At 73.1% G+C, this 22,487-nt stretch carries 21 protein-coding genes; 4 read left to right on the top strand and 17 right to left on the bottom strand.

The window, feature by feature from the left end; genetic code table 11:
* Positions 1-177: 177 nt before the first annotated feature.
* The 4 genes from IE185_RS14085 to IE185_RS14070 are packed head-to-tail and all read right to left on the bottom strand — an operon-like array spanning position 178 to position 4,790.
* Positions 178-1,275 carry a hypothetical protein gene (locus tag IE185_RS14085; protein ID WP_138898253.1) on the bottom strand — a complete coding sequence of 366 codons (1,098 nt, stop codon included), beginning with the start codon at positions 1,273-1,275 and terminating at the stop codon, positions 178-180.
* A gap of 23 nt (positions 1,276-1,298) precedes the next feature.
* Positions 1,299-2,225, bottom strand: coding sequence for an N-acetylneuraminate synthase family protein (locus IE185_RS14080; RefSeq protein ID WP_138898254.1), 927 nt, complete (start codon positions 2,223-2,225; stop codon positions 1,299-1,301).
* Positions 2,226-2,262: 37 nt separating this feature from the next.
* Positions 2,263-3,501, bottom strand: a complete 1,239-nt coding sequence (locus IE185_RS14075) for an acylneuraminate cytidylyltransferase (protein ID WP_189715245.1) — start codon at positions 3,499-3,501, stop codon at positions 2,263-2,265.
* Positions 3,498-4,790 (bottom strand): DUF6716 putative glycosyltransferase, encoded by a 1,293-nt coding sequence (locus IE185_RS14070; RefSeq protein WP_138895080.1) that lies wholly within the window; start codon positions 4,788-4,790, stop codon positions 3,498-3,500. The genes IE185_RS14075 and IE185_RS14070 overlap by 4 nt, the downstream gene beginning before the upstream one ends.
* A gap of 187 nt (positions 4,791-4,977) precedes the next feature.
* On the opposite strand from IE185_RS14070, the gene IE185_RS14065 reads away from it, so the two are divergent.
* Positions 4,978-5,967 carry a glycosyltransferase family 2 protein gene (locus IE185_RS14065; protein ID WP_138895081.1) on the top strand — a complete coding sequence of 330 codons (990 nt, stop codon included), beginning with the start codon at positions 4,978-4,980 and terminating at the stop codon, positions 5,965-5,967.
* Positions 5,967-7,310 (top strand): alpha-2,8-polysialyltransferase family protein, encoded by a 1,344-nt coding sequence (locus tag IE185_RS14060; protein ID WP_138895082.1) that lies wholly within the window; start codon positions 5,967-5,969, stop codon positions 7,308-7,310. Before IE185_RS14065 ends, IE185_RS14060 begins: the two co-directional genes overlap by 1 nt.
* 88 nt (positions 7,311-7,398) lie before the next feature.
* On the opposite strand, the gene IE185_RS14055 is transcribed toward IE185_RS14060, so the two are convergent.
* The 5 genes from IE185_RS14055 to IE185_RS14035 form a co-directional block, all read right to left on the bottom strand.
* Entirely contained in the window at positions 7,399-9,771 is a 2,373-nt protein-coding gene (locus IE185_RS14055; RefSeq protein WP_138895083.1) for a glycosyltransferase, read from the bottom strand.
* The gene (locus IE185_RS14050; RefSeq protein WP_189715243.1) at positions 9,768-11,318 is read right to left on the bottom strand and encodes a hypothetical protein; all 1,551 of its coding nucleotides are present in this window, start codon (positions 11,316-11,318) and stop codon (positions 9,768-9,770) included. The genes IE185_RS14055 and IE185_RS14050 overlap by 4 nt, the downstream gene beginning before the upstream one ends.
* A 149-nt stretch (positions 11,319-11,467) precedes the next feature.
* Complete coding sequence (gene leuE, locus IE185_RS14045; protein ID WP_138895084.1) at positions 11,468-12,124, bottom strand: leucine efflux protein LeuE; 657 nt, start codon at positions 12,122-12,124, stop codon at positions 11,468-11,470.
* A 54-nt stretch (positions 12,125-12,178) separates the two neighbouring features.
* Positions 12,179-12,757: a Uma2 family endonuclease gene (locus IE185_RS14040; RefSeq protein WP_229843489.1), complete on the bottom strand. Its 579-nt coding sequence runs from the start codon at positions 12,755-12,757 to the stop codon at positions 12,179-12,181.
* Between the two features lie 88 nt (positions 12,758-12,845).
* Positions 12,846-14,426 (bottom strand): acyl-CoA mutase large subunit family protein, encoded by a 1,581-nt coding sequence (locus IE185_RS14035; RefSeq protein WP_189715241.1) that lies wholly within the window; start codon positions 14,424-14,426, stop codon positions 12,846-12,848.
* A gap of 226 nt (positions 14,427-14,652) precedes the next feature.
* On the opposite strand from IE185_RS14035, the gene IE185_RS14030 reads away from it, so the two are divergent.
* Positions 14,653-15,690, top strand: coding sequence for a L,D-transpeptidase family protein (locus tag IE185_RS14030; RefSeq protein ID WP_189715239.1), 1,038 nt, complete (start codon positions 14,653-14,655; stop codon positions 15,688-15,690).
* A gap of 211 nt (positions 15,691-15,901) precedes the next feature.
* On the opposite strand, the gene IE185_RS14025 is transcribed toward IE185_RS14030, so the two are convergent.
* From IE185_RS14025 to IE185_RS14000, 6 genes are all read right to left on the bottom strand, one after another.
* The gene (locus IE185_RS14025) at positions 15,902-17,002 is read right to left on the bottom strand and encodes a hypothetical protein (RefSeq protein ID WP_189715238.1); all 1,101 of its coding nucleotides are present in this window, start codon (positions 17,000-17,002) and stop codon (positions 15,902-15,904) included.
* Positions 17,002-17,757, bottom strand: coding sequence for an RNA polymerase sigma factor (locus IE185_RS14020; protein WP_138899545.1), 756 nt, complete (start codon positions 17,755-17,757; stop codon positions 17,002-17,004). Before IE185_RS14020 ends, IE185_RS14025 begins: the two co-directional genes overlap by 1 nt.
* Before the next feature lie 402 nt (positions 17,758-18,159).
* Positions 18,160-19,290 (bottom strand): hypothetical protein, encoded by a 1,131-nt coding sequence (locus IE185_RS14015; RefSeq protein WP_189715236.1) that lies wholly within the window; start codon positions 19,288-19,290, stop codon positions 18,160-18,162.
* Positions 19,287-19,916, bottom strand: coding sequence for an RNA polymerase sigma factor (locus IE185_RS14010; RefSeq protein WP_189715233.1), 630 nt, complete (start codon positions 19,914-19,916; stop codon positions 19,287-19,289). Before IE185_RS14010 ends, IE185_RS14015 begins: the two co-directional genes overlap by 4 nt.
* A 107-nt stretch (positions 19,917-20,023) precedes the next feature.
* The gene (locus IE185_RS14005) at positions 20,024-20,401 is read right to left on the bottom strand and encodes a cupin domain-containing protein (RefSeq protein ID WP_138899206.1); all 378 of its coding nucleotides are present in this window, start codon (positions 20,399-20,401) and stop codon (positions 20,024-20,026) included.
* A gap of 97 nt (positions 20,402-20,498) precedes the next feature.
* Entirely contained in the window at positions 20,499-21,014 is a 516-nt protein-coding gene (locus tag IE185_RS14000) for a GNAT family N-acetyltransferase (protein ID WP_138899207.1), read from the bottom strand.
* A gap of 37 nt (positions 21,015-21,051) precedes the next feature.
* Here IE185_RS14000 and IE185_RS33680 point away from each other — a divergent pair, with 37 nt between their 5' ends.
* A complete protein-coding gene (locus tag IE185_RS33680) occupies positions 21,052-21,186 on the top strand; it encodes a hypothetical protein (protein WP_268246665.1) in 135 nt (44 codons plus the stop codon).
* A gap of 78 nt (positions 21,187-21,264) precedes the next feature.
* Here IE185_RS33680 and IE185_RS13995 read toward each other — a convergent pair whose 3' ends face one another.
* Both IE185_RS13995 and IE185_RS13990 read right to left on the bottom strand, forming a co-directional pair.
* Positions 21,265-21,852: a hypothetical protein gene (locus IE185_RS13995; protein ID WP_138899208.1), complete on the bottom strand. Its 588-nt coding sequence runs from the start codon at positions 21,850-21,852 to the stop codon at positions 21,265-21,267.
* Between the two features lie 97 nt (positions 21,853-21,949).
* Positions 21,950-22,456, bottom strand: a complete 507-nt coding sequence (locus tag IE185_RS13990) for a hypothetical protein (protein WP_138899209.1) — start codon at positions 22,454-22,456, stop codon at positions 21,950-21,952.
* Between the last annotated feature and the right edge of the window lie 31 nt (positions 22,457-22,487).

Below are 22,487 nucleotides of genomic sequence, written 5' to 3'. Positions count from 1 at the left end.
AAAGAAAGTCGGCCCTGCGGCGCTTGGGCGCCGCTTCGGGCGGGTAAGCTCCGCCGTTCCCCTCCCCGTCCCGGCCTGGGGTTTTGCAGGTCCGGCGGGTGCGGTCGACGGCGGGTTCCCTTCCGGATGGCCGCTCCGGGCCCGTGGGCAAGGTCACATATGTGGCGAACCAGACATCTATCCCGGAGTGGGCAGCCGCTGGACGTCCCGGGCCGTGGTCGTGACCCCCGACAGGAAGCCCTGCGCGCGGGGTGAGGCCGAGTCCCTCAGCCACAGCGGGTCCACGTCGCAGACCGCGACGCGCACGCCCGTACCCACCAGGGCGAGCGGCAGCGTGTGGACCACGGTGGACGGGAAGCTCAGGATCAACCGGCCGATCGGCCCGCGCCGGGCGATGAGCTCCAGCGGCAGGTCGGGGCGGACGATCTCCAGGCCCGTCTCGACGGCCAGCCGGTGCAGCTTGTCGGCGCTCTCGCGCCGGTGGGCGAAGTAGCGGGTGGCCCCGTGGGCGCGGGCCAGCGCGGTGACCGCCTCGACGTACCGGTCGGGGTCCACCACCCCGGTCTCGACCAGCGACGTCCCGACCAGGTCGGCGCCGCGCGAGACCCGCGGCGGGCCGAACCGGGCCCGGGTCCAGCCGAAGTCGTTGGCCGTGACGGTGACCCCCGGAGCCTCCGCCACGGGCATCGAGGTGAAGACCTCGACGCTGCGGGTCCGCGACGGCGTGAGACGGCGGCGCGCCGCCGCCGAGACCGGCCCGAACACGAGGTCGCGGGGCCCCCGGCGGCCGCCGCGCCGGTGCCAGCGCTCCAGCCGCTCGCCGCCGGTGAGCTGGGCGACGAACTCCATGGTGGCCGTGCCGTCGTCGACGACGACCAGGTCACGGGCGCGGGTGATCGTCAGCAGCAGCTGCACGTACCGCGAGAACGGGTCGCCGATCACGATCCGGCGCGCCCGCCGCAGGGCGGACGCCAGACCGCCGATGGTCTGGAACGGCGCCCCCGCCCCGCCACGGGCCTCCTCCCACCGCACCCGCATGCCCTCGTGGCGCGCGAGCTCCGCCATGCGCCGCAGCTGGCCGCGGGTCATGGGGTCGGTGGGCGACAGGACGACGACCGTGAGGTCGTACGCCCGGGTACCGCGGGCGGCTGCCTTCGCGTGGGCCCACTCCAGGACGTTCAGGAGCTGGACCGGGCTCTCGACGAAGGCGAGCGTGCCCGAGGTTCCGGAGGCCCCGGTGGCCTCGGTGGCGGGAGTGCCGGGGGTGCCGTTCACGGCGACGTCGACCGTCTCTCCGGTCAGACCGCGGCGGGCTCGCGGTCGGCGCCCTCGGCGACGACGCCCGCGACGCGGCGCAGCTTCTTCATCGGGCCGAGCTCGGACTCGTACACCTTCTTGACGCCGTCACCGAGGGACGCCTCGATGGTGCGGATGTCGCGGACCAGGCGGGTCAGGCCGCCCGGCTCGACGGAGGCGGCCTGGTCGGAGCCCCACATGGCGCGGTCGAGGGTGATGTGGCGCTCGACGAACGCGGCGCCGAGGGCGACGGCGGCGAGCGTCGTCTGCAGGCCGGTCTCGTGGCCGCTGTAGCCGATCGGGACGTTCGGGTACTCGGCCTGGAGGGTGTTGATCACCCGCAGGTTGAGCTCCTCGGCCTTCGCCGGGTACGTCGACGTGGCGTGGCAGAGCAGGATGTTGTCGCTGCCCAGCACCTCCACGGCGTGGCGGATCTGGCGCGGCGTCGACATGCCGGTGGAGAGGATGACGGTGCGGCCGGTGGCGCGCAGCGAGCGCAGCAGCTCGTCGTCCGTCAGGGACGCGGAGGCGACCTTGTGGGCCGGTACGTCGAACTTCTCCAGGAAGGCGACGGCCTCGGTGTCCCACGGGGAGGCGAACCAGTCGATGCCGCGCTTCTTGCAGTACTCGTCGATGGCGCGGTACTCGTCCTCGCCGAACTCCACGCGGTGGCGGTAGTCGATGTACGTCATCCGGCCCCAGGGGGTGTCGCGCTCGATGTCCCACTGGTCGCGCGGGGTGCAGATCTCCGGGGTGCGCTTCTGGAACTTGACCGCGTCGCAGCCGGCGTCGGCGGCGGCGTCGATGAGCGCGAAGGCGTTCTCGATGTCGCCGTTGTGGTTGATGCCGATCTCACCGGTGACGTAGACGGGGTGGCCGGGGCCCGCGGTCTTGGAACCGAAGGTGCGGAGACGCGAGTTGGTGCTCATGTGGTTCTTTTCCTAACGGGGGGAGTTGGGGGGTGAGCTACGGGGTGGGGACGAGGGTGAGGGACGGGCCGAGGATCCAGGCGGCGATCTCGCGGATCGCGCCCTCCCCGCCCGGGACGGTCGTGACGGCGCGCGCGGCGCCGCGGACGGTGTCGTGGGCGTTGGCGACCGCCACCGGCCAGCCCACGAGGGCCAGGCAGGACAGGTCGTTGACGTCGTTGCCGGCGTAGAGCACCCGCTCGGGCGCGACGCCCTGCTCCTCGCACCACTGCTTGAGGGCGAGGTCCTTGCGGTCGACGCCGTGGAGCACGGGGATGCGCAGCTTGCGGGCCCGTGCGGCGACGACCGCGTTCTCCTCCGTGGACAGGATCAGCAGCTTGAGCCCCGCCTTGCGCAGGGCCGCGATGCCGAGCCCGTCGCCGCGGTGCACGGCGACGAGTTCGCGTCCTTCGGAGTCGATCAGCACCCGGTCGTCCGTCTGGGTGCCGTCGAAGTCGATGACGACCGCGTCGATGTCGTCGCGGGTCGGGAGGGCGCCCGTCGCCGCCCGGGGATCGAGGAGGGGCGCCAGCGCGCGGGCGCGGGCCAGGTCGTGCGGGTCGTCGATCTCCAGGACGCGGGCCGGGTCCGTGACGACGAGGGCGGTCCGTCCGAAGAAGCGGTGCCCGGCCTTGCGGAATCCGGCGGCGTCCATGGCGTACGCCGCGCCCGTCTCCAGGAAGTCCTGCGGACGGTCCTGGCGGCGGGGGCGGAAGCTCTTGTCGTGGTTGACCCCGACGGCGGCGTTCCCGGCGTCCTCGCGCCAGACGAAGCCGTGGAAGGGGGCGACCGTGTGGGCCGTGTCCGCGCCGTCCTCGACGACCGCGGCGGCGACGCCGTCGACGTCCTCGCTCGTCAGGAACGGGCTCGTGCACTGCACCAGCAGCACCGCGTCGACCACCGCGCCGTGCGTCGCCTCGTGGGCGTCCAGGGCGTGCAGTACGGCCGCCTCGCTGGTGGCCGTGTCGCCGGCGATGTCCGCCGGGCGCAGCACCACTTCGGCGCCCGCGCCGCGCGCCGCCGCCGCGATGGCGGGGTCGTCCGTGGAGACGACGACGTGCGTGACCAGGCCGGCTCCCCGGCACGCCCGGGTGGCGCGGGCCACGAGCGGCGCTCCGCCGACGGCGGCGAGGTTCTTCGCCGGCACGCCCTTGGAACCGCCGCGGGCGGGGATCACGGCGAGGACGCGGCGCCCGGGCCGTGCGGCGTCGGTCTGGGGTTCCGGCTGGCTGTTCACAGTTCTCCCATACGGCGGATGACGGGGGCCACGCGCTGCACGCCGTGGCGGTACGCCCCGCGCGCCGCCTCCCGTACGGCGTCGCGCAGGACGCGGCGTACGCCGGTGACGTCGGTGGTGGTCCGGGGACCGTCGAGGCGGTGGCGGGCGAGGATGCCGGGGAGGTAGCCCGGCGCGGTGGCGGAGGTGTAATAGGGGGCGATCGGCGGGAGGCCGGGGCGCTCCAGGAGCGTGGTGACGCGCTCGCGCACGGCGTCGAAGGCGGTGTCGTACGAGCCGTCCGCGGCCACTCCCTGGCGCGCCAGCCACTCCTCGTCGGCCGACGGGCGGTGACCGGCGTCGAGCTGGTCCCAGGACGCGAGGCATCCGGAGCCGAGGAAGTGGTGGTTGCCGAGGGTCTCGCGCACACCCAGGTCGGTGAGGACGGCGGTCGGGACGCGGCGGTGCAGGGACTCCAGGGCGGCGGTCGAGCTGACCGTGACCAGGAGGTCGGTGCGGTCCAGGATCTCGCCCATGTGCCCGTAGACGAGGCGGAAGTTGGGCGGCGGGCCGCCCTCGATGCGGGCCGCGAGCTTCTGGTAGGGCAGTTCCTCGATGTGCGTGGTGTGCTCGCCCGGCTTGCTGCGGAGCTTGAGCAGCACCTCGCGACCGGGGTGCAGCCGGGCGTGCCGCACGAGGCGGCCCAGCAGGTAGGCGCGGTCGGCGCGGGACTGCGGGACGGAGGGCTGGGCGGCGAAGACGACGGTACGGGTGTCCGTGCCGGTGTAGCGGTCGCCGCCGAGGAACGGCAGCGCGGCCTCCGTGACGGCCGAGGCGTCGGCGCCCACCCCTTCGTACACCGCGCGGAAGCGTTCCGCGTCGTGGCGGGAGTTGGCGAGGACGATGTCGGCGCCGTGGCGCAGCAGCAGTCCGTCGGCCAGCTTCTCGTAGACGACACCGACGTAGCCGGTGCCGATGACCGGCCGGCGGCCGGTGTCCGGCCACAGCGGCGCGAGGCCGTGGAGCATCGCCTGTACGGCTCCTCCGACGAGGGCGAGCAGGACGACGTCGTACGCCTCGTGCTCGACCTCTCCGATGAACTCGGCGGCGGTCACCTCCCGCACCCCGTCGACCGGCACGCCGACCTCGGCGAGCTGGCGGGGTGTGGGAGTGGCCCGGCCGCGCAGCAGGAATCCGTCGATCAGGGCTTCCGGCGCGATACGGCGGGCGGTGAGAGCGCCCCATTTCCATCGCGTATCGGAATCGGCGATCACGGCGATCCGCAGGGCTTTGCTGGTACTTGCTGGCACATCGACGAAACTAGGGAGCCATTCCGATTGACGGCCCAACTCAGCCGCAACAAACGGTTAACAGCACATCGACGATCGGCGTCGGAGCCCGGAAAGCAGGCAGGTTAACCATTCCGCCATTCTTCGTTCACCCGGCATCTCTCCGGGAGACGCAACGAATGCCGTGGCACGCCCTAGCGTCGCGGAGGTGGTCAAGCTCTCTGTCGTCGTGCCGTTCTTCAACGTGCAGACATACGCCCCAGACACCCTTCGAAGCCTCCGCGCGAACGCGCGGGACGACTTCGAGTTCATCCTCGTCGACGACTGTTCGACCGACGGAACGCCGGAGATCCTCCAGCGCGCCGAGCGCGACCTCCCGGGGGCGGTCGTGGTCAGACACGAGACCAACGGCGGCCTGGCCACGGCCCGCAACACCGGGCTCGACGCGGCGCGCGGCGAATACCTGACGTTCCTCGACGGCGACGACTGGCTGGCCCCGGGCCACTACGCCCGCCTGCTGGCCGCCATGGAGGAGCTGGGCTGCGACTTCGTCCGTACGGACCACGTGCAGTGCACCGGGCGCGCCCGTACGGTCCACCGGGTCCCGCACGGCCGGCGCGGCGTCGTCATGTCGCCGCGCGACGCGATCCTGCCCGCCAGCCGCTCCACCTCCGTCGACTACGCCTACGCGTGGGCCGGCATGTACCACCGCCGGCTCGCCGACCGGGGACTGCTGCACTTCACCGACGGTCTGCGCACGGCCGAGGACCGGCCGTGGATCTGGCGGCTGCACCGGGAGGCCGAGAGCTTCGCGGCGCTCGGCACGCTGGGCGTCTTCTACCGGCGGGGCGTCTCGTCCTCGCTCACCCAGATCGGCGACGTACGGCAGCTCGATTTCATCCGGGCCTTCGATCAGGTCATCGAGGAGACGGCGAAGGACCCGGACGCGGACCGGCTTCTGCCGAAAGCCGTGCGCACGTACTGCGCCATCATTTCCCACCATCTGGGCAGCATCGAAAGGTTCGAACCGGCCGTGGCACGGAAATTGCGGGCGATGAGTACGGCGGCGCTCAGGCGGATGCCGCAGGATTTCCTCAAGGACGCGCTGGATTCCATGGACATGGAGCGCGCGGGACGGCTCCGGCGGCTTCGCCGCCGGCCCGTGTCCGCGTCCGCCGCGCCGGGAGTCGCTGCCTGATGCCCACGACGCAGATCTTCTTCGCCTCCACGCTGTACGGCGCGGCCACCCTCGCCGCCGCCATCGACAGCGACTGCTTCGCTCCGGCCGCCCGGCGGCTGCTCCTGGTCAGCAACAACGCCATGACGCCCGAGACGACGCCCTCCGTCGACGAGATGCCGGGCTTCGAACGGCTGCGGTCCCGTTTCGACGGCGTGCTGTCCTGGAACGAGGCCGTCGCGCCCTACCACCCCGGCGCCTGGTCGCCGCGCGTGGACGACGTCCCGCTGTGGGAGCGGCACCTGCGGCTGCTGTGGGGGCTCGGCGACGACAGGGTGGAACTGGTCGTCGAGTCCATCCAGGTCAATCCGGCGCTGGCACTCACCCAGCTGTTCCCGGACGCGCCGCTGGAGGTGTACGCCGACGGACTGATGAGCTACGGCCCGACCCGCAACAAGATCGAGCCGCTGGTCGGTACGCGCGTACGGCGTCTGCTCCACCTGGACCTGGTGCCGGGGCTGACTCCGCTGCTGCTCGGGGAGTTCGACGTACCGCCGGAGCTGGTGCCGACGGAGGCGTTCCTCAAGGTCCTGACGGAACTGTCGGACGCGGAGGACGCGTTGACGCTCCCCGCCGATTCCGCTCTGCTCCTCGGCCAGTACCTGTCGGCGCTGTCGATCCTGACCGCCGAGGAGGAGGAGGACCTCCACGTCACGATGTTGCGCGGGGCCGTCGCCCGCGGGCACCGGCAGATCGTCTTCAAGCCGCACCCCACGGCGCCCGCCCGCTGGTCGCGCGTGCTGGAGCGCGAAGCGGTGGCGCTGGGCGTCGAACTGACCGTCCTGGACAGCCCGGTGCTGGCCGAGGTGCTGTACCAGCGGTTCCGCCCGGCCCTGGTGGTCGGGTGCTTCTCGACGGCGCTGCTGACGGCGAGCACGTTCTACGCGGTGCCGGTGGCCCGTACGGGCACGGACGTCCTCCTGGAGCGCCTCTCGCCGTACCAGAACAGCAACCGCGTGCCGGTCACGATCGTCGACGCGCTGGTGCCCGGCCTGGCGGAGGACGGCGACCGTACGGAGCCGGTCTCCCTGCCGTACCTGTCCGGTCTCCTCCAGGCGGTCGGCTTCGCGATGCAGCCGCAGATCCGCTCCGACCTGCGGCCGGCGGCCGAGCGCTTCCTCACCCAGCATCTGAAGGGCCCCACCTGGCGCTACTTCAAGCGCCGCCGGCTGACCACGCTCGCGCTGCCCGGCGCGATCCCCCGGCAGTTCGCCTTCATCCCGCGCAGCGCCACGCTGCGGCGCGTGGTCCGCAGGGCCCGGTCGCTCAAGCGCGCCGCGCTCAAGAAGGCCGCGCTGGGCTGACGGCGGGTCCGGTACGACGGTGAGGGCGGGCCACTGGTGATCAGTGGCCCGCCCTCCTTTCGTGCGTACGGACGTCCGGGCGTCCGGGTCAGCGGGCCGGGCGGCCCAGGATCACCCGCAGGTCCGCCGCGTTCGCCTCGGTCACCTTCCACAGCTCCTGCTGGCGGCCGTGCACGTCGGCCACGGACGCCGCGTGGTCGTCCAGCAGCCCCACCGCGCGCTCGGTGAGGACCGCCCCGAGGTTCTTGTCGTGGACGGAGATCCCCCACTCGGGCCGGTCGATGTCGGACAGGAAGTACGCCATCTTCGGGTGCGAGATCAGGCTGATGATGGGCGTGCCGCAGCCGAACGGGATCATCCCCGCGTGGCCGCGCATCCCGATCACCAGCTTGGTGCGGGCGTACGTGTCCCTGATCGCGTCGTTGTCGAAGTCGTACATCGGGATGACCGGCAGCGACACCCCGTGCTCGCGCCGCAGGTCGAACGCGATCTTCTCGTCGTCGAGCGAGTGCGCCACGCACTTCACCTCGGCGTGCGCGCCGAGCGCCCGTACGGCCTTCGCCATCTCGGCGAGGAAGTGGCCGTAGTCGTGCCCGAAGCGCAGGCCCGCCCGGTCGTACGCCGCGTTCACCAGGACGGTGTTCTCACGGTGCGGCGGGTCGGTCCAGCCGTCCACCAGTTGGCGGGTGACGGTGGTAGGGCAGGGCTGGAAGCGCACCTTGTCGTGCAGCTCGGCGGGGAGCAGCGACCGTACCTTCTCGATCGAGCCGTGGTTGCGGAGCCCGAAGAAGGACGCGCGCTCGACGAGGGCGCGCAGGGCGGTGTTGAAGCGCCCGGCCCGGTAGGACTGGCCGTCGAAGGCGTTGAACCCGACGGCGTACACCATGACGGGTACGTCGATGCGGTTGAGCAGCGCGTCGGGGACGTTCCACTGCCAGGCGCTGTTGCCGTTGGGCGCGGTGTCCGGGATGAACAGTCCGCCGCCGCCGATGACCAGGCCGCGCCGGGCGTTGACGCGCTCCAGGGCCGCCTCGTCGAAGAGCCGGTGCGCGTGGACGGAGAGCCACTTGCGCGGGCCGGTGTCGCCGTCGGTGCCGACGGCCAGCCGGACGGTCTCGGGCAGCAGCTTGTCGCCAGCGTTGCCCTGGCGCTCCATGTAGAAGGCGACGTGCGCCAGCTGCTCGGCGGCGACACCCTCCGGCGGGGCCTGCGGGGTCTCGGTACGCCGCTGCATCAGCCGGTTCGCGCGATGGGTCGGGTCCACCCGCAGGCCGTCGAGCGCGTACCGCTGCGCCGCCTCGTCGTCGCCGTGGATCCAGGCGATCTGGGCGAGCCGGCCGAAGGCCGTGGCGGCCCGGTTCGGGGCGCCCGTGGCGAGCAGCAGCTGCGCCCTGGCCTCGTCGTAGCGCGACACGCTCATCAGCGCGTGCCCGAGGACCTCGTGCGGCCAGGCGGCGTCCAGCGGGATGCGTACGCTTTCGAGTACGTCCACCGCCTCCTGGTACTCCCCCGCCGCGATGTGGGCCGCTGCGACCCTGCGGGCGCTCTCGACGTCCCCGGTGCGCCGGACGTGCGGGGTGCCGAAGTGCACGAGCAGGTCGTGGTGCGCGCCCTTGCCCTGCGCCAGGTAGGCGGCATGGAACTGGGCGTCGGACAGTTCCAACTCGCGCCAGCGCTCCTCCGCCTTCCCGTACCCCGCCTCGCCGCCCTGCCAGGGCTTGTGCCGCCCGGTGAAGTGCAGGATCGCCGTGTCGTCCGGCACCGGCAGGTCGCCGGACAGCCGCCGCTTGACGAAGTTGTAGCGGGCGTCGAGCTGGACGAAGTCCCCGTCGAGCACGGCGTTGAGGATGCCCTGGTCGTGCTTGTCGAGTTCGTACGCCCCGCTGCGTCCGGTGGCGTCGATCCGCGCGCAGAACTCGTCGCTGAGGTATTCGCGCTGGATGACGAGCAGACCGCTGTTGAGCTTGTGCTGCCCGTAGAAGAACTGCGGCACGGCCGCGAGCCCCTCGCGCAGCTTCAGCAGCTCGCCGAGGTCGCCCAGGACCACCATGTCGGTGTCCAGGGTGATGACGGTGTCGTAGTCGCGGACGCGGAAGACGTCGAGGATGAAGTACGCCTTGCGGACCAGGTAGTTGGCCTGGTCGCCCTTGGCGTACGAGTCGTAGTGGGCGGCGTCCACCCGGCGCAGCTCGACGCGCGGGTGCAGCGCCCGGATACGGGCGACGGAGGAGGGCTTCAGGTCGTCGTGCAGGACGATGAAGTCCTCGCACAGACCCGGGTTGGACAGGGCGAGGCTGCGCAGCAGCACGAGGAAGCCGGGCAGGTAGTTCTCGTCGACGAAGCTGGCGAAGGCGATGCGGCGCTTGCCGGTGAGCGTGTTGGCACTTCCGCCGGCAGGTCTCGCGGTGGGGCCGGTGGCGGGGGTGACGGCCTGGGTGGTGGCCACGGTGGTGGATGTCATCGCAGGCATATCCTCATGTCACTGACGCTCTGGGCGCGTTCCATGACCCACGCCTTTTCGCTGGTGTATTCGTGCACGGAGGTGATGGGCATCCGCATCGCCTCCTGGAGGCGGTACGCGCCGCTCTCGTAGAAGTCGAACCCGATGAGGTCGAGCGTCGGGCTGACATCGAGGAAGTCCAGCAGCCACAGCATGTTGAAACCGCTGGTGGGGATCGACGACCAGACGTCCGTCCCGACCTTGCCGACGTTGCGCAGCGGCCAGCGCAGCGATTCGTCGCCGAGGTACCGCTGGGCGCCCGGCACCAGCCGGTTGCGCAGCGAGTGCTTCCAGTCGCCGGAGACGCCGCCGAAGACGAGGCGGGTCATGACCGGCTGGTCCCAGTTGAAGCCGTGCTTGTGGATGGTGGCGTGGATGTCGGTGCGGCTGCCGGTGGCGGCCGCGTCGATCTTGTACGAGTTGAACCGGACGACGAGGTCGTACGCGTCGATCTCGGCGCCCAGCGAGCTGCGCCCCACCCGCTGCGAGTTGGCGATCAGACAGATGGACTTGCCCGCGATCTGATTGCGGAACTCCCCGACGCTGATCCAGTCGACGCCGCCGAAGGTCGGGTCGGCGACCGGTCCCCGCATGCGGCTTCGCCGCTGCTCGGCGTAGAGCGTGATCAGCTCCCGCAGCTCGGCCGCCCGGCCGCCGTTGGCCTCGATCCGCAGGTCGAGGTACTGGCTCACCGCCGCCTGGATGTCCTGCACCGGGCTGTTCTCGCGCTCCATGGCGAGCAGCGCGCCGACCAGGCGGGGCTCGGCCTGCTCCAGGCTGCCGCGTGCGTGCAGCGCGAGCCCCTCGGCCCAGACGTCGGTGGCCGGTCCGGCGGAGTACGCCGCCGCCTCCGGGCACTCGCGCTCCAGCAGCCGCAGCAGTTCGTCCTGCCGCCGCCCGCCCTCCCGCATGCCCGCGATCCGGGGGGCCACGCCGAAGCCGTCGTCGTCCGTCAGCGCGAGGTAGCGCGCGTACGCCTCGACGGTGGCGGGCTCGTCCCCGACGGCCTCCAGCGTCCTGGCCCGCAGCCGCCAGCCCGCGCGGGAGTTCCGGCGGCGGGTGAGCACGGTGTCGCTGATGAGCAGGGCCAGCCGCAGCTCGTCGTCGTACCCGCACTCCAGCGCCTTGCTGCCGACGGCCAGCAGCGCGTCGAGCAGCTCACCGCTCAGCTCCTCGGCGGGGCCCGCTGGGGCTTTGGTGGCGCGCCGGATCAGGGCCGTGGCGCCGGACGCGGCCGATGCCGGCGCGGGGGCCTGCGCCATGGCCTGCGTGGCGAGCAACTGCCGCAGCCTCTCCGCGAGTTCGGTGCGCCTGCGGTCGAGCGTGGCGACGAGCTTGCCGCTGTGCACGGCACAGGCGCGCAGGCACTCGTCGAGCCCGGTCGCGTTGATCCCGTTGTTCCCCTTGTTCCCGGCGGGTGGCACGTGGGAGGACACCCGGCCGTCCGGCGCGCCGGTGGGGTTCTCTCCGTCGCGCGGTCTCGGCCATCGGTTGCGGGCCTTCGTCATGATGCTCCAAGGTCTTTCCGCCCCGCTGACAGGTCGCGGGTCCGCGTCACCCTAGGAACCCAGCACGACCCCCGGGTGAACTCCCCTCGTCGGCAGGGAAAACATGCGCGACGCCCCTGGGCGGCCTCCCTGTTGGAGCCCGGAACCGGTCAGACGCCGCTGACCGACAGCTTCGCCGCGAAGCCCAGGAACAGGACGCCCGCCGCCGAGGTCGCGCCCGCCGACAGGCGCTTGCGGCGGCGGAAGGCGGCCGCCAGGCGGGTGCCGCCGAAGATCAGGGCGGAGAGGTAGAGCACGCTGGCGAGCTGGGCGAGGGTGCCGAGCAGGACGAACGAGAGGGCGGGGTGGGCGTACGCCGGGTCGACGAACTGCACGAAGAAGGAGATGAAGAAGAGGATCGCCTTCGGGTTGAGCAGGCTGATCACCAGCGCGCGGCGGAACGGGCGCTCGGCGGCGGGGGCCGCGTCGGCGGCCGGAGCACCGGCGTCCGCCAGTTCGTGGCGGCTGCGCCACATCGACCACGCCGCCCGCATCATCCCGATCGCCAGCCAGGTCAGGTAGCCGGCGCCCGCGTACTTCACGATGCCGAACAGCAGCGCGTTCGCCTGGAGCAGCGAGGCCACGCCGGCGGCGGACAGCACCATCAGGACGGCGTCGCCGCACCAGACACCCGCGGCGGCGGTGTAGCCCGTGCGGATGCCGCGCCGCGCCGCGACGGACAGGACGTAGAGGGAGTTCGGACCCGGCAGAAGAATGATCAGTACGAGCCCGACGAGGTAGGTCGGCAGATCGGTGATACCCAGCATGGGCGGAGTGTCGCACAGGGGTACGACACTCGGCCGGGGCATTTCGGAGTGCGGTCAGTCGCCGTCGAGGAGGGTGTCCACAGGAAGTTCGAGGGTGACGCCGACGGAGGCGGGGACGGGGACCGAGGCCCCCCGCTCGTACCGCTGCGGCGCCGGGTACTTGCCGTTTTCCGGATCGCTGTAGAGCAGCACTTCACCATGCTTGCGGTCGGCCACGATGTAGACCGGGACCCCGGCCTCGGCGTAGCTCTCGACCTTGGTCCCGAGGTCGTCGGTCCAGTTCGAGGAGGTCACCTCCACCACCAGGCGGAAGACATTCGGGGCGTAGCAGTTCTTCTGCACATGAGCGTCCCGGAAGTCCTCGTCGACGACGGAGAAGTCGGGGATCGCGTAGTCGTCGGGCAGGCCGGGCAGCCACAGGCCGATGCCCTGGACGTACCTGAGCCCGGCCTGCCTCGCCCCGGCACGGTCGAACGCCACGACCAGCCAGGTCAACGACAGTGCATGCGAGCCGTCCGGCGGCGGTGTCACGATGAGCCTCCCCTGGAGAATCTCCACGCGGTGCCCAGGCAGTGCACGGGAGAGCAGGTCGGCGGCTTCGCCCAACGTCAGCTCGTGTTGCATGACAGCCACGGCATCCTCCTTGTCGGGATCACTCTCCACCGAGAGTAGCCGGGGGCACCGACACTTCGCCCCCGATCACTCGTCCGTGGTACGCGCCTCAGAACGCGTTCGTCGGGACGTACGTGCCCCAGACCTCCCGCAGCGCGTCGCAGACCTCTCCGACCGTCGCCCGGGCCCGCAGCGCGTCCTTCATCGGGTAGAGGACGTTGTCGGTGCCCTCCGCCGCCTTCTTCAGCTCCACCAGCGCCGCGTCCACCGCCGCCTGGTCGCGCTCCGCGCGCAGCTTGGCGAGGCGGTCGGCCTGCTGGGCCTCGATGGCGGGGTCGACGCGCAGCGGCTCGTACGGCTCCTCCGTCTCCAGCTGGAACCGGTTCACGCCGACGACGACGCGCTCGGCGCTGTCGGTCTCCAGGGCGATGCGGTAGGCGCTGCGCTCGATCTCGTTCTTCTGGAAGCCGCGCTCGATCGCGTTGACCGCGCCGCCCATGTCCTCGACCTTCTCCATCAGCTCCAGGGCGGCGGCTTCGACCTCGTCGGTCATCTTCTCGACGACGTAGGAGCCGGCGAAGGGGTCGACGGTGGCGGTGACGTCCGTCTCGTAGGCGAGAACCTGCTGGGTGCGCAGGGCCAGGCGGGCGGACTTGTCGGTGGGCAGGGCGATGGCCTCGTCGAAGGAGTTGGTGTGCAGGGACTGGGTTCCGCCGAGGACGGCGGCCAGGCCCTGGACGGCGACGCGCACCAGGTTGACCTCGGGCTGCTGGGCGGTGAGCTGCACGCCGGCGGTCTGGGTGTGGAAGCGCAGCATGAGGGACTTGGGGTTCTTCGCGCCGAACTCGTCGCGCATGACCTTGGCCCAGATCCGGCGCGCGGCACGGAACTTGGCGACCTCTTCGAGGATCGTCGTGCGCGAGACGAAGAAGAAGGAGAGGCGCGGCGCGAAGTCGTCGACGTCCATGCCGGCCGCGACGGCGGTACGCACGTACTCGATGCCGTCGGCCAGCGTGAACGCGATCTCCTGCGCGGGCGAGGCGCCGGCCTCGGCCATGTGGTAGCCGGAGATCGAGATCGTGTTCCACTTCGGGATCTCGGCCCTGCAGTACTTGAAGATGTCCGCGATCAGGCGCAGCGACGGCTTGGGCGGGAAGATGTACGTCCCGCGCGCGATGTACTCCTTCAGCACGTCGTTCTGGATCGTGCCCGTCAGCTTGTCGGCCGGTACGCCCTGCTCCTCGCCCACCAGCTGGTACATCAGGAGGAGGAGCGCGGCGGGCGCGTTGATCGTCATGGACGTCGAGACCTTGTCCAGCGGGATGCCGCCGAACAGGACCCGCATGTCGTCGATCGAGTCGATCGCCACGCCGACCTTGCCGACCTCGCCGCTCGCGATCGCCGCGTCGCTGTCGTGGCCCATCTGGGTCGGCAGGTCGAAGGCGACCGACAGACCCATCGTGCCGTTGGCGATCAGCTGCTTGTACCGGGCGTTGGACTCGGTCGCCGTGCCGAAGCCCGCGTACTGGCGCATCGTCCAGGGCCGTCCGGTGTACATCGACGGGTAGACACCGCGCGTGAAGGGGTACGAGCCGGGCTCGCCCAGCTTCTCACGGGGGTCCCAGCCCTCCAGGGCGTCCGGTCCGTACACCGGCTCAATAGGCAGTCCCGACTCCGACTCGCGCGCCATCTGCTGTGCCTCCCGCTGAACGTACTGGCTGGTAATGAACCGACCCTCGCGACGGACTGTAGCGGCGGGCGTGCGGCGGGTGGAGAGCCGCAGGCTGGGACCTTGCTCACAGCGTCGCTCCTCCCATCATGCGGGGCTACGGGCGACATGCGGGGCGGCAACGGCTTTCGTGGCCGGGCGGAACGGGAATCACTCACGGGAGACGGACGAGACACCGGGGGCGGGAATGGGCTCGAAGCGGCGCAGGGGCGGGCCGGGGCGCGCGGCGACGGCATGGACGGTGACGGCCGTGGTGGCCGTGGCCGCCGTGACGGCGGGGTGCAAGGCGCAGGCGACGGAAACGGGGGCGGGCGGGCCCCGGCCGGCGACGGCGGCTCCGGCGCACGGGGGCGGGCGGGCCCCGGCCGGCGACGGCGGCTCCGGCGCACGGGGGCGGGCGGGCCCCGGCCGGCGGCGGCGGCTCCGGCGCACGGGGGCGGGCGGGCCCCGGCCGGCGGCGGCGGCTCCGGCGCACGGCCCCGCGAAGGCTCCCCCGGCGCCGACCGGCGCGACGACGGCGCCCGCCGGGCCGGCGCCCACGACCTGGCCGCCGACCGCGGACCCCACGCCGACGAAGCCCGCTCCTCCCGCGCCCGGGGTCCTGATGGCGAGTGGCTCCGAAGGCGCCCAGGTGCGCGAACTCCAGGCGCGGCTTCGCCAGATCGGCCACTTCGGCCGGACGCCCACCGGCCACTACGGCTCCGTCACCGCCGCCGCCGTGTCGTCGTTCCAGGGCAAGCGCGCCCTGCCCCGTACGGGCACGACCGACACCGTCACCTGGGGCAGGCTCGTCGGCATGACGCGGGAGCCGACCAGCGCCGAGCTGCGTCCGCCGACCGCCGCGCCAGTCGCCGCACCCGACCCGCGCTGCATGACGGGCCGGGTCCTGTGCATCAGCAAGACCAGCCGCACGCTGTCCTGGATGATCGACGGGCGGGTCGTCTCGGCCATGGACGTGCGGTTCGGTTCGCAGTACACGCCCACCCGCGAGGGGACGTTCAGCGTGTACTGGAAGTCGCGGCACCACGTCTCGACGCTGTACGACAGCCCCATGCCGTACGCCCTGTTCTTCAGCGGCGGGCAGGCCGTCCACTACTCGTCGGACTTCGCGGCGCGCGGCTACGGCGGCGCGTCCCACGGGTGCGTCAACGTCCGGGACGAGGGGAGGATCGCGAGCGTGTTCGCGCAGGTGCGCGACGGCGACAAGGTCGTCGTCCACTGGTAGGCCGCCGGTGGGCGGCGAGGGAGAGGAATGTGGCGCGGACGGGACCGGGGGAACGTGTCCCGCCCGCGCCTGTGCGCGGAGCCGAAGGTACGGGGGGAACCCCGGCTCGTCGCGCGGCCGATGACCAGTCGGCTCACTCTCTACTGCGTCACCCGCTCCAAAAACGTCACACCTGCGCGAGCGAGGAGAAGAAAGTCCAGGTCAGAGCGGTTCAGCCCGGGTACGTCAGGGCCTCGGCAGGGGCGTCGGACCCGGCGGTCGCCGCAGACAGCCCCGGGTACGAGACCGCGGGCAGGCGGCGCTGCGCCCCGTCCGGGGAGATCCGGCGGCCGTCGGTCGTCCTGCCGTCACGGCTGCGGCCGTCCTCGCCGCCATCGCCGTCGTAGCGGCGGTCACCGTCGCCGTCGTCGCCGTCGTGGCCGTCGCGGCCGCCGTTGTGGCCACCGCTGTTCCTGCCGCCGTCGCCCGAGCCGGTACCGCCGCCGTCCTCGTCCCAGGAGCCGTCCAGCAGACGGTCACAGAAGCGCTCCACCCGGTCGGCGCCCTCGGCGGCCTCCTCCAGGCGCCGTTCGTGGTGGGGGGCGAGGCTGCCGGAGCGGTAGTCCCGGCAGGCCTCGACCGTCTCGCGGTACCAGGCACCGGAGCCCGGGGCGTCCCCGGACCCGTCGCCCGTGCCGGGTCTGCCGTCGCCGGCCCAGTCCGGGAACGCGGGGGGCGTGACGCCGTCCGGCCCGGCCGAGGGCGTGTGCGTACCGCCGGTGTCGCCGTCCTCGTCGCCGTTCCCGCCGCCGGGCGCACCGGGTGTGCCGCCCGGCGGGATGCTGTCCGGGGTGGGGCCGCCGGTGCCGTCCGGATCGGCGGCGGTGGTGCCGGGGGTGGCGGGCGGCGGGGTCGCGGCGGCGGACACGGAGGACGCGGGCGCGGGACCCGTGCCCCGGCCGAAGGGGCTCGGCAGTACGCCGGTGCCCGCCGCCACCGCGACGCCGCCGAGCGCGACTCCGGCGAGGGCCCCGGCCAGGCCGATGCGTACCGGACGCCCCCAGCGCACGGGTGCGGACGCCCTGCGTTCGATGCGCACCGTGGCGAGGCTCTCCGGGGCCGAGTCCCTGGCCTTGCGGAACGCCGCGAGCGCGGCCGCCTCGCCGGGGAGTTCACCCGTCTCGTGGGCGCCGGCCCGGGCCACGCCGTCCAGTGCGGCGGCGAGGCGCTCGGCCTGGGCGCGCGCGTGTTCGCCGACAGGGCCGACAGGTTCTCCGCACAGCAGTCGCTCCGCCGCGTCCTTGTCGAGCCACTCGTACCGCTCGTCGGCCATCACATGTCCTTCTGCGTCCGCACGCGCGAATGCGTCACACCGGCGGACGTGACCTGCCCCGGTCGCGGACCTCTCTGCGGCGGTACGACTTCGAGCTCCGGCCGCCCGCCGGCCAGGCCCGCAACCGTACCGCTGACGCTTTCGCCGCTCTCGCGGCTGCCGTCGACACCACCCGCGCCGCTGTCTTCGCCGCGAGCCCCCGCGTCCGCCGCGTGGAGCAGCTCGGCCAGCCGCTTCAGACCGCGGTGCGCGGCGGTCCGTACGGCGCCGGGGCGCTTGCCCAGGGTCTGGGCCGCGCTCTTCGCGTCGAGCCCGACGACCACGCGCAGGACGACCGCCTCGGCCTGGTCCTGCGGGAGCTGGGCGATGAGGGCGAGGGTGTCACCGGTGGCGAGGGCTTCCATCGCCTCGTCGGCGGTGTCGGAGGCGCCGGGCTTGGTGGCGAGTTCCGTCTCGTCGGCGCCGACGACCGGGCGCCTGCCGCGCATCCGGATGTGGTCGAGGGCACGGTTGCGCGCGATGCGCGCCGCCCAGCCCCGGAACCGGTCCGCGTCGCCGCTGAACCGGTCGAGGTCGCGGGTTATCTGGAGCCACGACTCGGAGGCGACGTCCTCGGCCTCCGGGTCGCCGACCAGCGTTCGTATGTAGCCCAACAGCCGTGGGTGCACGGCGCGGTACACAGTACGGAAGGCGCTCTCGTCCCCGTCCTGTGCCGCGAGCACCGCGGCGGTCAGCTCCGCGTCGTCCCCCAGCACTCCCTCAACCTGTCCCGAGTCGCAGCTGGTCACCGCTGCCGCGCAGCCAGCGCGAGTCTGCACGCTACGGCGTTCCAAGGGGTCGCGTCCACGTCTTGTACAACGTGCAACCGTTTGCTGACGCAGAGCGGTGTGACAGAAAACGCATGCCCGGCGCTGAGAGTAGTACGGGCCGCCGCACGGTCCGCGGACGGCGACCGGGGCCTCTCCTGTGGGGGGTGGCGGCCCCGGTCGTCCCTCCACGGCCGGCGGCGGCCCTATCTGCGTTCCGGGCCACCGGCGCGGGCGGACGCGGGTGCGGGTGCGGGTCCGTGGAGCCGCCCCTCAGGCCCCTCCCCGGCGACCGCCTCCGCCGGGGTCGCGCGCAGCGCCCCGGGTGGCCGCGCGCCCTTGTTTCATCGGCTAGGCGGGAGGGGCTGCCTCGGCAACGCCCGTGGCGGGACGGTCGGCCGGGGGCTGCGGCGGGTGGGCGGGCTTGGAGTGGTTCCGTGATGGCGCGGGCCTGGAGCCCTTCGGCGCCTGCGCGGGCTCGGAGTCCTGCGCGGTCTTCGAGTCCTTCGGTGCGCGGGCCGGCTTGGCGTCCTTCGGGGCGGGCGCGTCCTGCTTGGTCCCGGCGGCCGGGGCCTTCGGGTCCTTCGGGCGCTTGGAGGACTCGGCATCCTTCGCTGCCTGCGCGTCCGGTGCGCGCTCGGGGTCCCGTGCGTCCTTCCCGTCCTCCGAGTCCGCCGTCTTCGCGCCCTTCCGGTCCTTGGGAGCCTTCGGTGCCCGCGTGTCGCGTGGGGCCTCGGGGGTCTTCCCCGCCTTGGTGGAGTCCTTGCCGTCGCCGACCCGTCCCGGACGCCCCTCCTGCGCCGCCTCCGCCAGTACGCCGTCGCAGTACGCCTCGACCGTCAGCCCCGCGACATCGGCGGCCGCCGACAGCCGCTCGGCGGCGTCGCCGCGTCCGGAGTCCGGGCGGCCGTGGGGCGCGAGGTACGCGACGCAGTGCGCCACCTCGTCCCGCTCCCGCTCCGCGCGCACCGCCCCGGAGCCGGCCGCGTCCGCCGCAGAAGTGCGCCCCGACGCCCCGCCCGCCCGCGCCGCGAGGGGCGTGGCCGGACCGCCGCCGCGGTGCGCGCTCGCCACCGCACGGGGGCGGGGCTCGCCGGAGCCGCCCTCGCCGATCCCGAACGGCGCCGGGACCGCCCCCGTACCGGCCGCGAGCGCGACCCCGCCCAGGGTCACCGTCGCCGCGAGGGAGGCGAACGCCGCGCGGGCCGGCAGCGCGCCCCGCCACCCCCGGGACGGCCGCCAGTCGTCGCGTCCGCGTGAGCGCCACCGCCGTCGGCGTCCCGGGGCCGCGTGCAGCCCGGCGTCGCGCGCCTCCCGGAACGCGGCCAGCGCCGCCCGTACACCGGCGTCGGTGTTCGTCCCGCCGGGTCCGGGCGCCGATCGGCTCACGGCGGCCAGCAGTGCTTCGACCTCGGCCGTGGCCGGCTCCTCACCCACCGCTGCCCGTTCCCGCGCGTGTGCTCGTTTCCATACCCGTCTCATGTCTCATCCTCCAGCGTGCGCGGCGGCGCGGACGTCACAGTGCCCGCCCGGCCGCCGCCCGCCAGCTGCTCGGCCAGCCGTTTGAGACCCCGGTACGCCGACGTCCGTACGGACCCGCTGCGCTTGCCCAGCACCCTGGCCGCCGCGGGCCCGTCCAGTCCGACGACCACGCGCAGCAGTACCGCCTCCGCCTGCTCGCGCGGCAGCGTGGCGATCATCTCCAGCGCCCGCCCGGTGGACAGCGCCTCGATCGCGTCGTCCGCGGTGTCCTGACCGCCGGGCAGGTCGAGCACGTCCTGCTCGATCAGCGACGTACGGGGTCTTCGTTTCTGCTTGCGCAGGTGGTCCAGGGCGCGGTGCCGGGCGATCGTCGCCGTCCAGCCGCGGAACCCCGCCCCGTCCCCGCGGAACCGCCCCAGGTCCCGGGCGATCTCCAGCCACGCCTCGGACGTCACGTCTTCGGCATCGTCCCCCACGAGCCCCCGCACGTAACCGAGCAGCCCCGGCTGCACGAGCCGGTACGCCGCGGCGAACCCTTCCTCGTCCCCCTGCTGGGCCCGCCCGACGGCAGCACCCAGTTCCGCGTCGCACTCCTGGGTGCGACGCCGCTCCCCGCCCCTGACCACACGTCCCTCTTCGTGCCGACTCGGCACTGGTCACCGTGCCCATGCCCCCCGGGAAGCACCAGGCCCCCGTGTTGCTCTGCGCCCCCGGGCACGGAAACGTCACACGATCAGGCGTCCGAGCCGCCCATCCGCGCCTTGATGTGGCCGATCACCTCGTTGAACTCCTCGGTGGGCGAGAAGTCGACGTACTCGCAGTCCTCCAGGGCCTCCGGCACGTGGCCGGGCGCCCAGTAGAAGGCCTGCCCCGCCTCGTAGATCTGCTCGCCGTCCTTCGTGCGCATCCTCAGCCGCCCCTTGAGCAGGTAGCCCCAGTGCGGGCACTGGCACAGGTCGTCGGGCAGGCCCTTGGCCAGCGGGCCCATGTCCGTGCCCTTGGGGAAGCGGGCGAAGGCGACGGTCATGCCTCCCCCGACCTCCCGCATCCGCAGCTCCACTCCGCCGCCTTCGATCGCGACGGGAGCGTCGTTCCGGGTCGTTGCCTGCATGGGTCCTCCCTTGCGGGGCCGTACCGGAGCCGGATCTATTCACCTTCTTCCAGTCTGGGCCCGCCCGGACGACCGTGCGACACAGCCGCCACGGCCGTCACAGCGCCGCCTCCCACACGGTCTCCCCCTCGTGCTGCCGGCCGGTGGACGCGAGCCCGGCCGCCGCGGCGACGGCGGCCGACGCGTGGTGGTCCGGATGGACGTGGGCCACGACGGTACGTACGGACGCCTCCCGCGCGAGCCACCGCACCAGCCCCGACGCGGCCTCGGACGCGATGCCGCGCCCCTGCCACGGGGTGCCGACGACCCAGGCGATCTCGGCGGCGGGCCCGTCCGCGCCGGCGCGCACGGTGGCCTGGACCGTCCCCGCCAGGCAGCCTTCGGCGCGCTCGCGCACGACCCAGTTGCACCAGGAGACGGCGGGATCGGGCGACCCGGCGGCCAGGCGCGCGTACCGCAGGCGCAGTTCCTCCGGCGTCGCCGGGGCGCCGCCGATGAAGGTGTGCAGGCTCGGGTCGGACAGTACGGCGGCCATCTCGGCGGCGTGCGCGACGCGCAGCGGCAGGAGGTCGAGCCGAGCGGTGGTGACGGGCCGGGGCTGGATCGGATGCATACCGCCACTCTCGCCGGGCACCGCCCGGAAGTCGTACGTGGCGATCGACGCGGACGGCGAGGACACCGGCGTCAGCACCGTCCTGCCGCTCGACAACTGCGGCACGTCGGGCATCGTCACCGGCTCCGGCGTCACGTGGGCCGCGCGGCGCTCGGCGCCCCGGCGGGCGTGAGCATCGGCAAGGTGCTCGCCCCGTAGTACGCGCCGCCGGCGGCCGGCCGGGGCGCCTTCCGCACGGGAGGGGCCCCGGTCAGCCGTTGCTGCGGGCCCGGCGGGAAGCCGCGGCGCGCAGGACGCGCTTGCCCTCGTTCGAGAGCTGGAGGGCGTGGTTCAGGCCGCCGCCGGAGTCGCCCGAGAGCATGTCGAGGAGCTGGCACTGGCGGCGCAGCTCGCCGGCCGTCAGCGGGCTGATGCCGTCGGTGTCGCCGGCCCGGTACGCCTCGACCCGCGTCTCGTGGCCGCCCGGCGCCGCGCCGTCCAGCCGCAGGTGGACCTCCAGTACGGCGGCCGAGCAGTCCTGGGCCCAGGCGCGCAGCGCGGCCTCGTCGTAGGCGGCGGGGACGGCGGCGGCCATGCGGATGGCGAAGCCGGCCAGTTCGCCAGGGGCCGCGCCCGCGACGCGCTCCACCACGGCGGCGACTCTGCGCAGCCGGCCCAGCCACGCGTCGCCGCCCTCCACCGCGACCCACAGCGGCCTGAGCGCCTCGTCCGTGTCGAGACCGATGCGCTCGGCGCCCTCGACGTACTCCAGCAGCGGCAGGCAGCGGTCCAGGCAGGCCACCGCACTCGCCGCCAGGGTCCGTTCGTCGGCGCGGCCGATCAGTTCCACCAGAGTCACGGTGCCTCCCTCGGCACTGCAGGGCCCGCTCGGTGCGGACCTTCTCCTTCCGACTGCGTACCGCGCCGCGATTACGTCACAGTCCGCTCATCGCCGCTCACAGCCCCAGGCGGTCGAGGAAGCGCGCGAAGAGCTCCTCGGCCACCGGATCGGCCTCTTCGCGCAGTACGTCGAGGAGCGCGCCCGGGGCCACTGTCCGTCCGGTGGCGGCCGCCCACTCGACCGCCTTCGCCGCGGCCTGCTCGGGCGGCAGGAACAGGTCTTCCAGGACCAGTCCGTCGGCGCTCAGGTAGCCCGCCATGGCCTGGCGCCCCAGGCAGCCGAACCAGGACCCGGCCGCCGTCTGTGAGGTGGCGGCCTCCACGACCACGCAGGCGCTGTCCATGACGAACGCGAACAGGGCCGGCGTCCCCGTCTCGCCGCACACCCCGCGGGCGAGCGCCCCCATGTCGCCGACCTGCGGCTCACTGGGCCGCGCCCACACCTGCCATCCGTCGCCCCGCGTCTCGTGGAGCGTCAGCCCTTCCCGTACGTCGGCCAGCGCGGCCAGCTCGGAAAGCGGCCGCCAGCTGCGGCCCACGACGAAGTAACCCCAAAAACCCATGCCCCGCTCCCCCCACGGACCCCGACAGTGC

The sequence above is a fragment of the Streptomyces chryseus genome (genome assembly GCF_014650755.1).
Classification (GTDB): domain Bacteria; phylum Actinomycetota; class Actinomycetes; order Streptomycetales; family Streptomycetaceae; genus Streptomyces; species Streptomyces chryseus.
The sequence above is the reverse complement of the archived record's forward strand: the minus strand, read 5'-3'. Positions and strand labels throughout refer to the sequence as shown.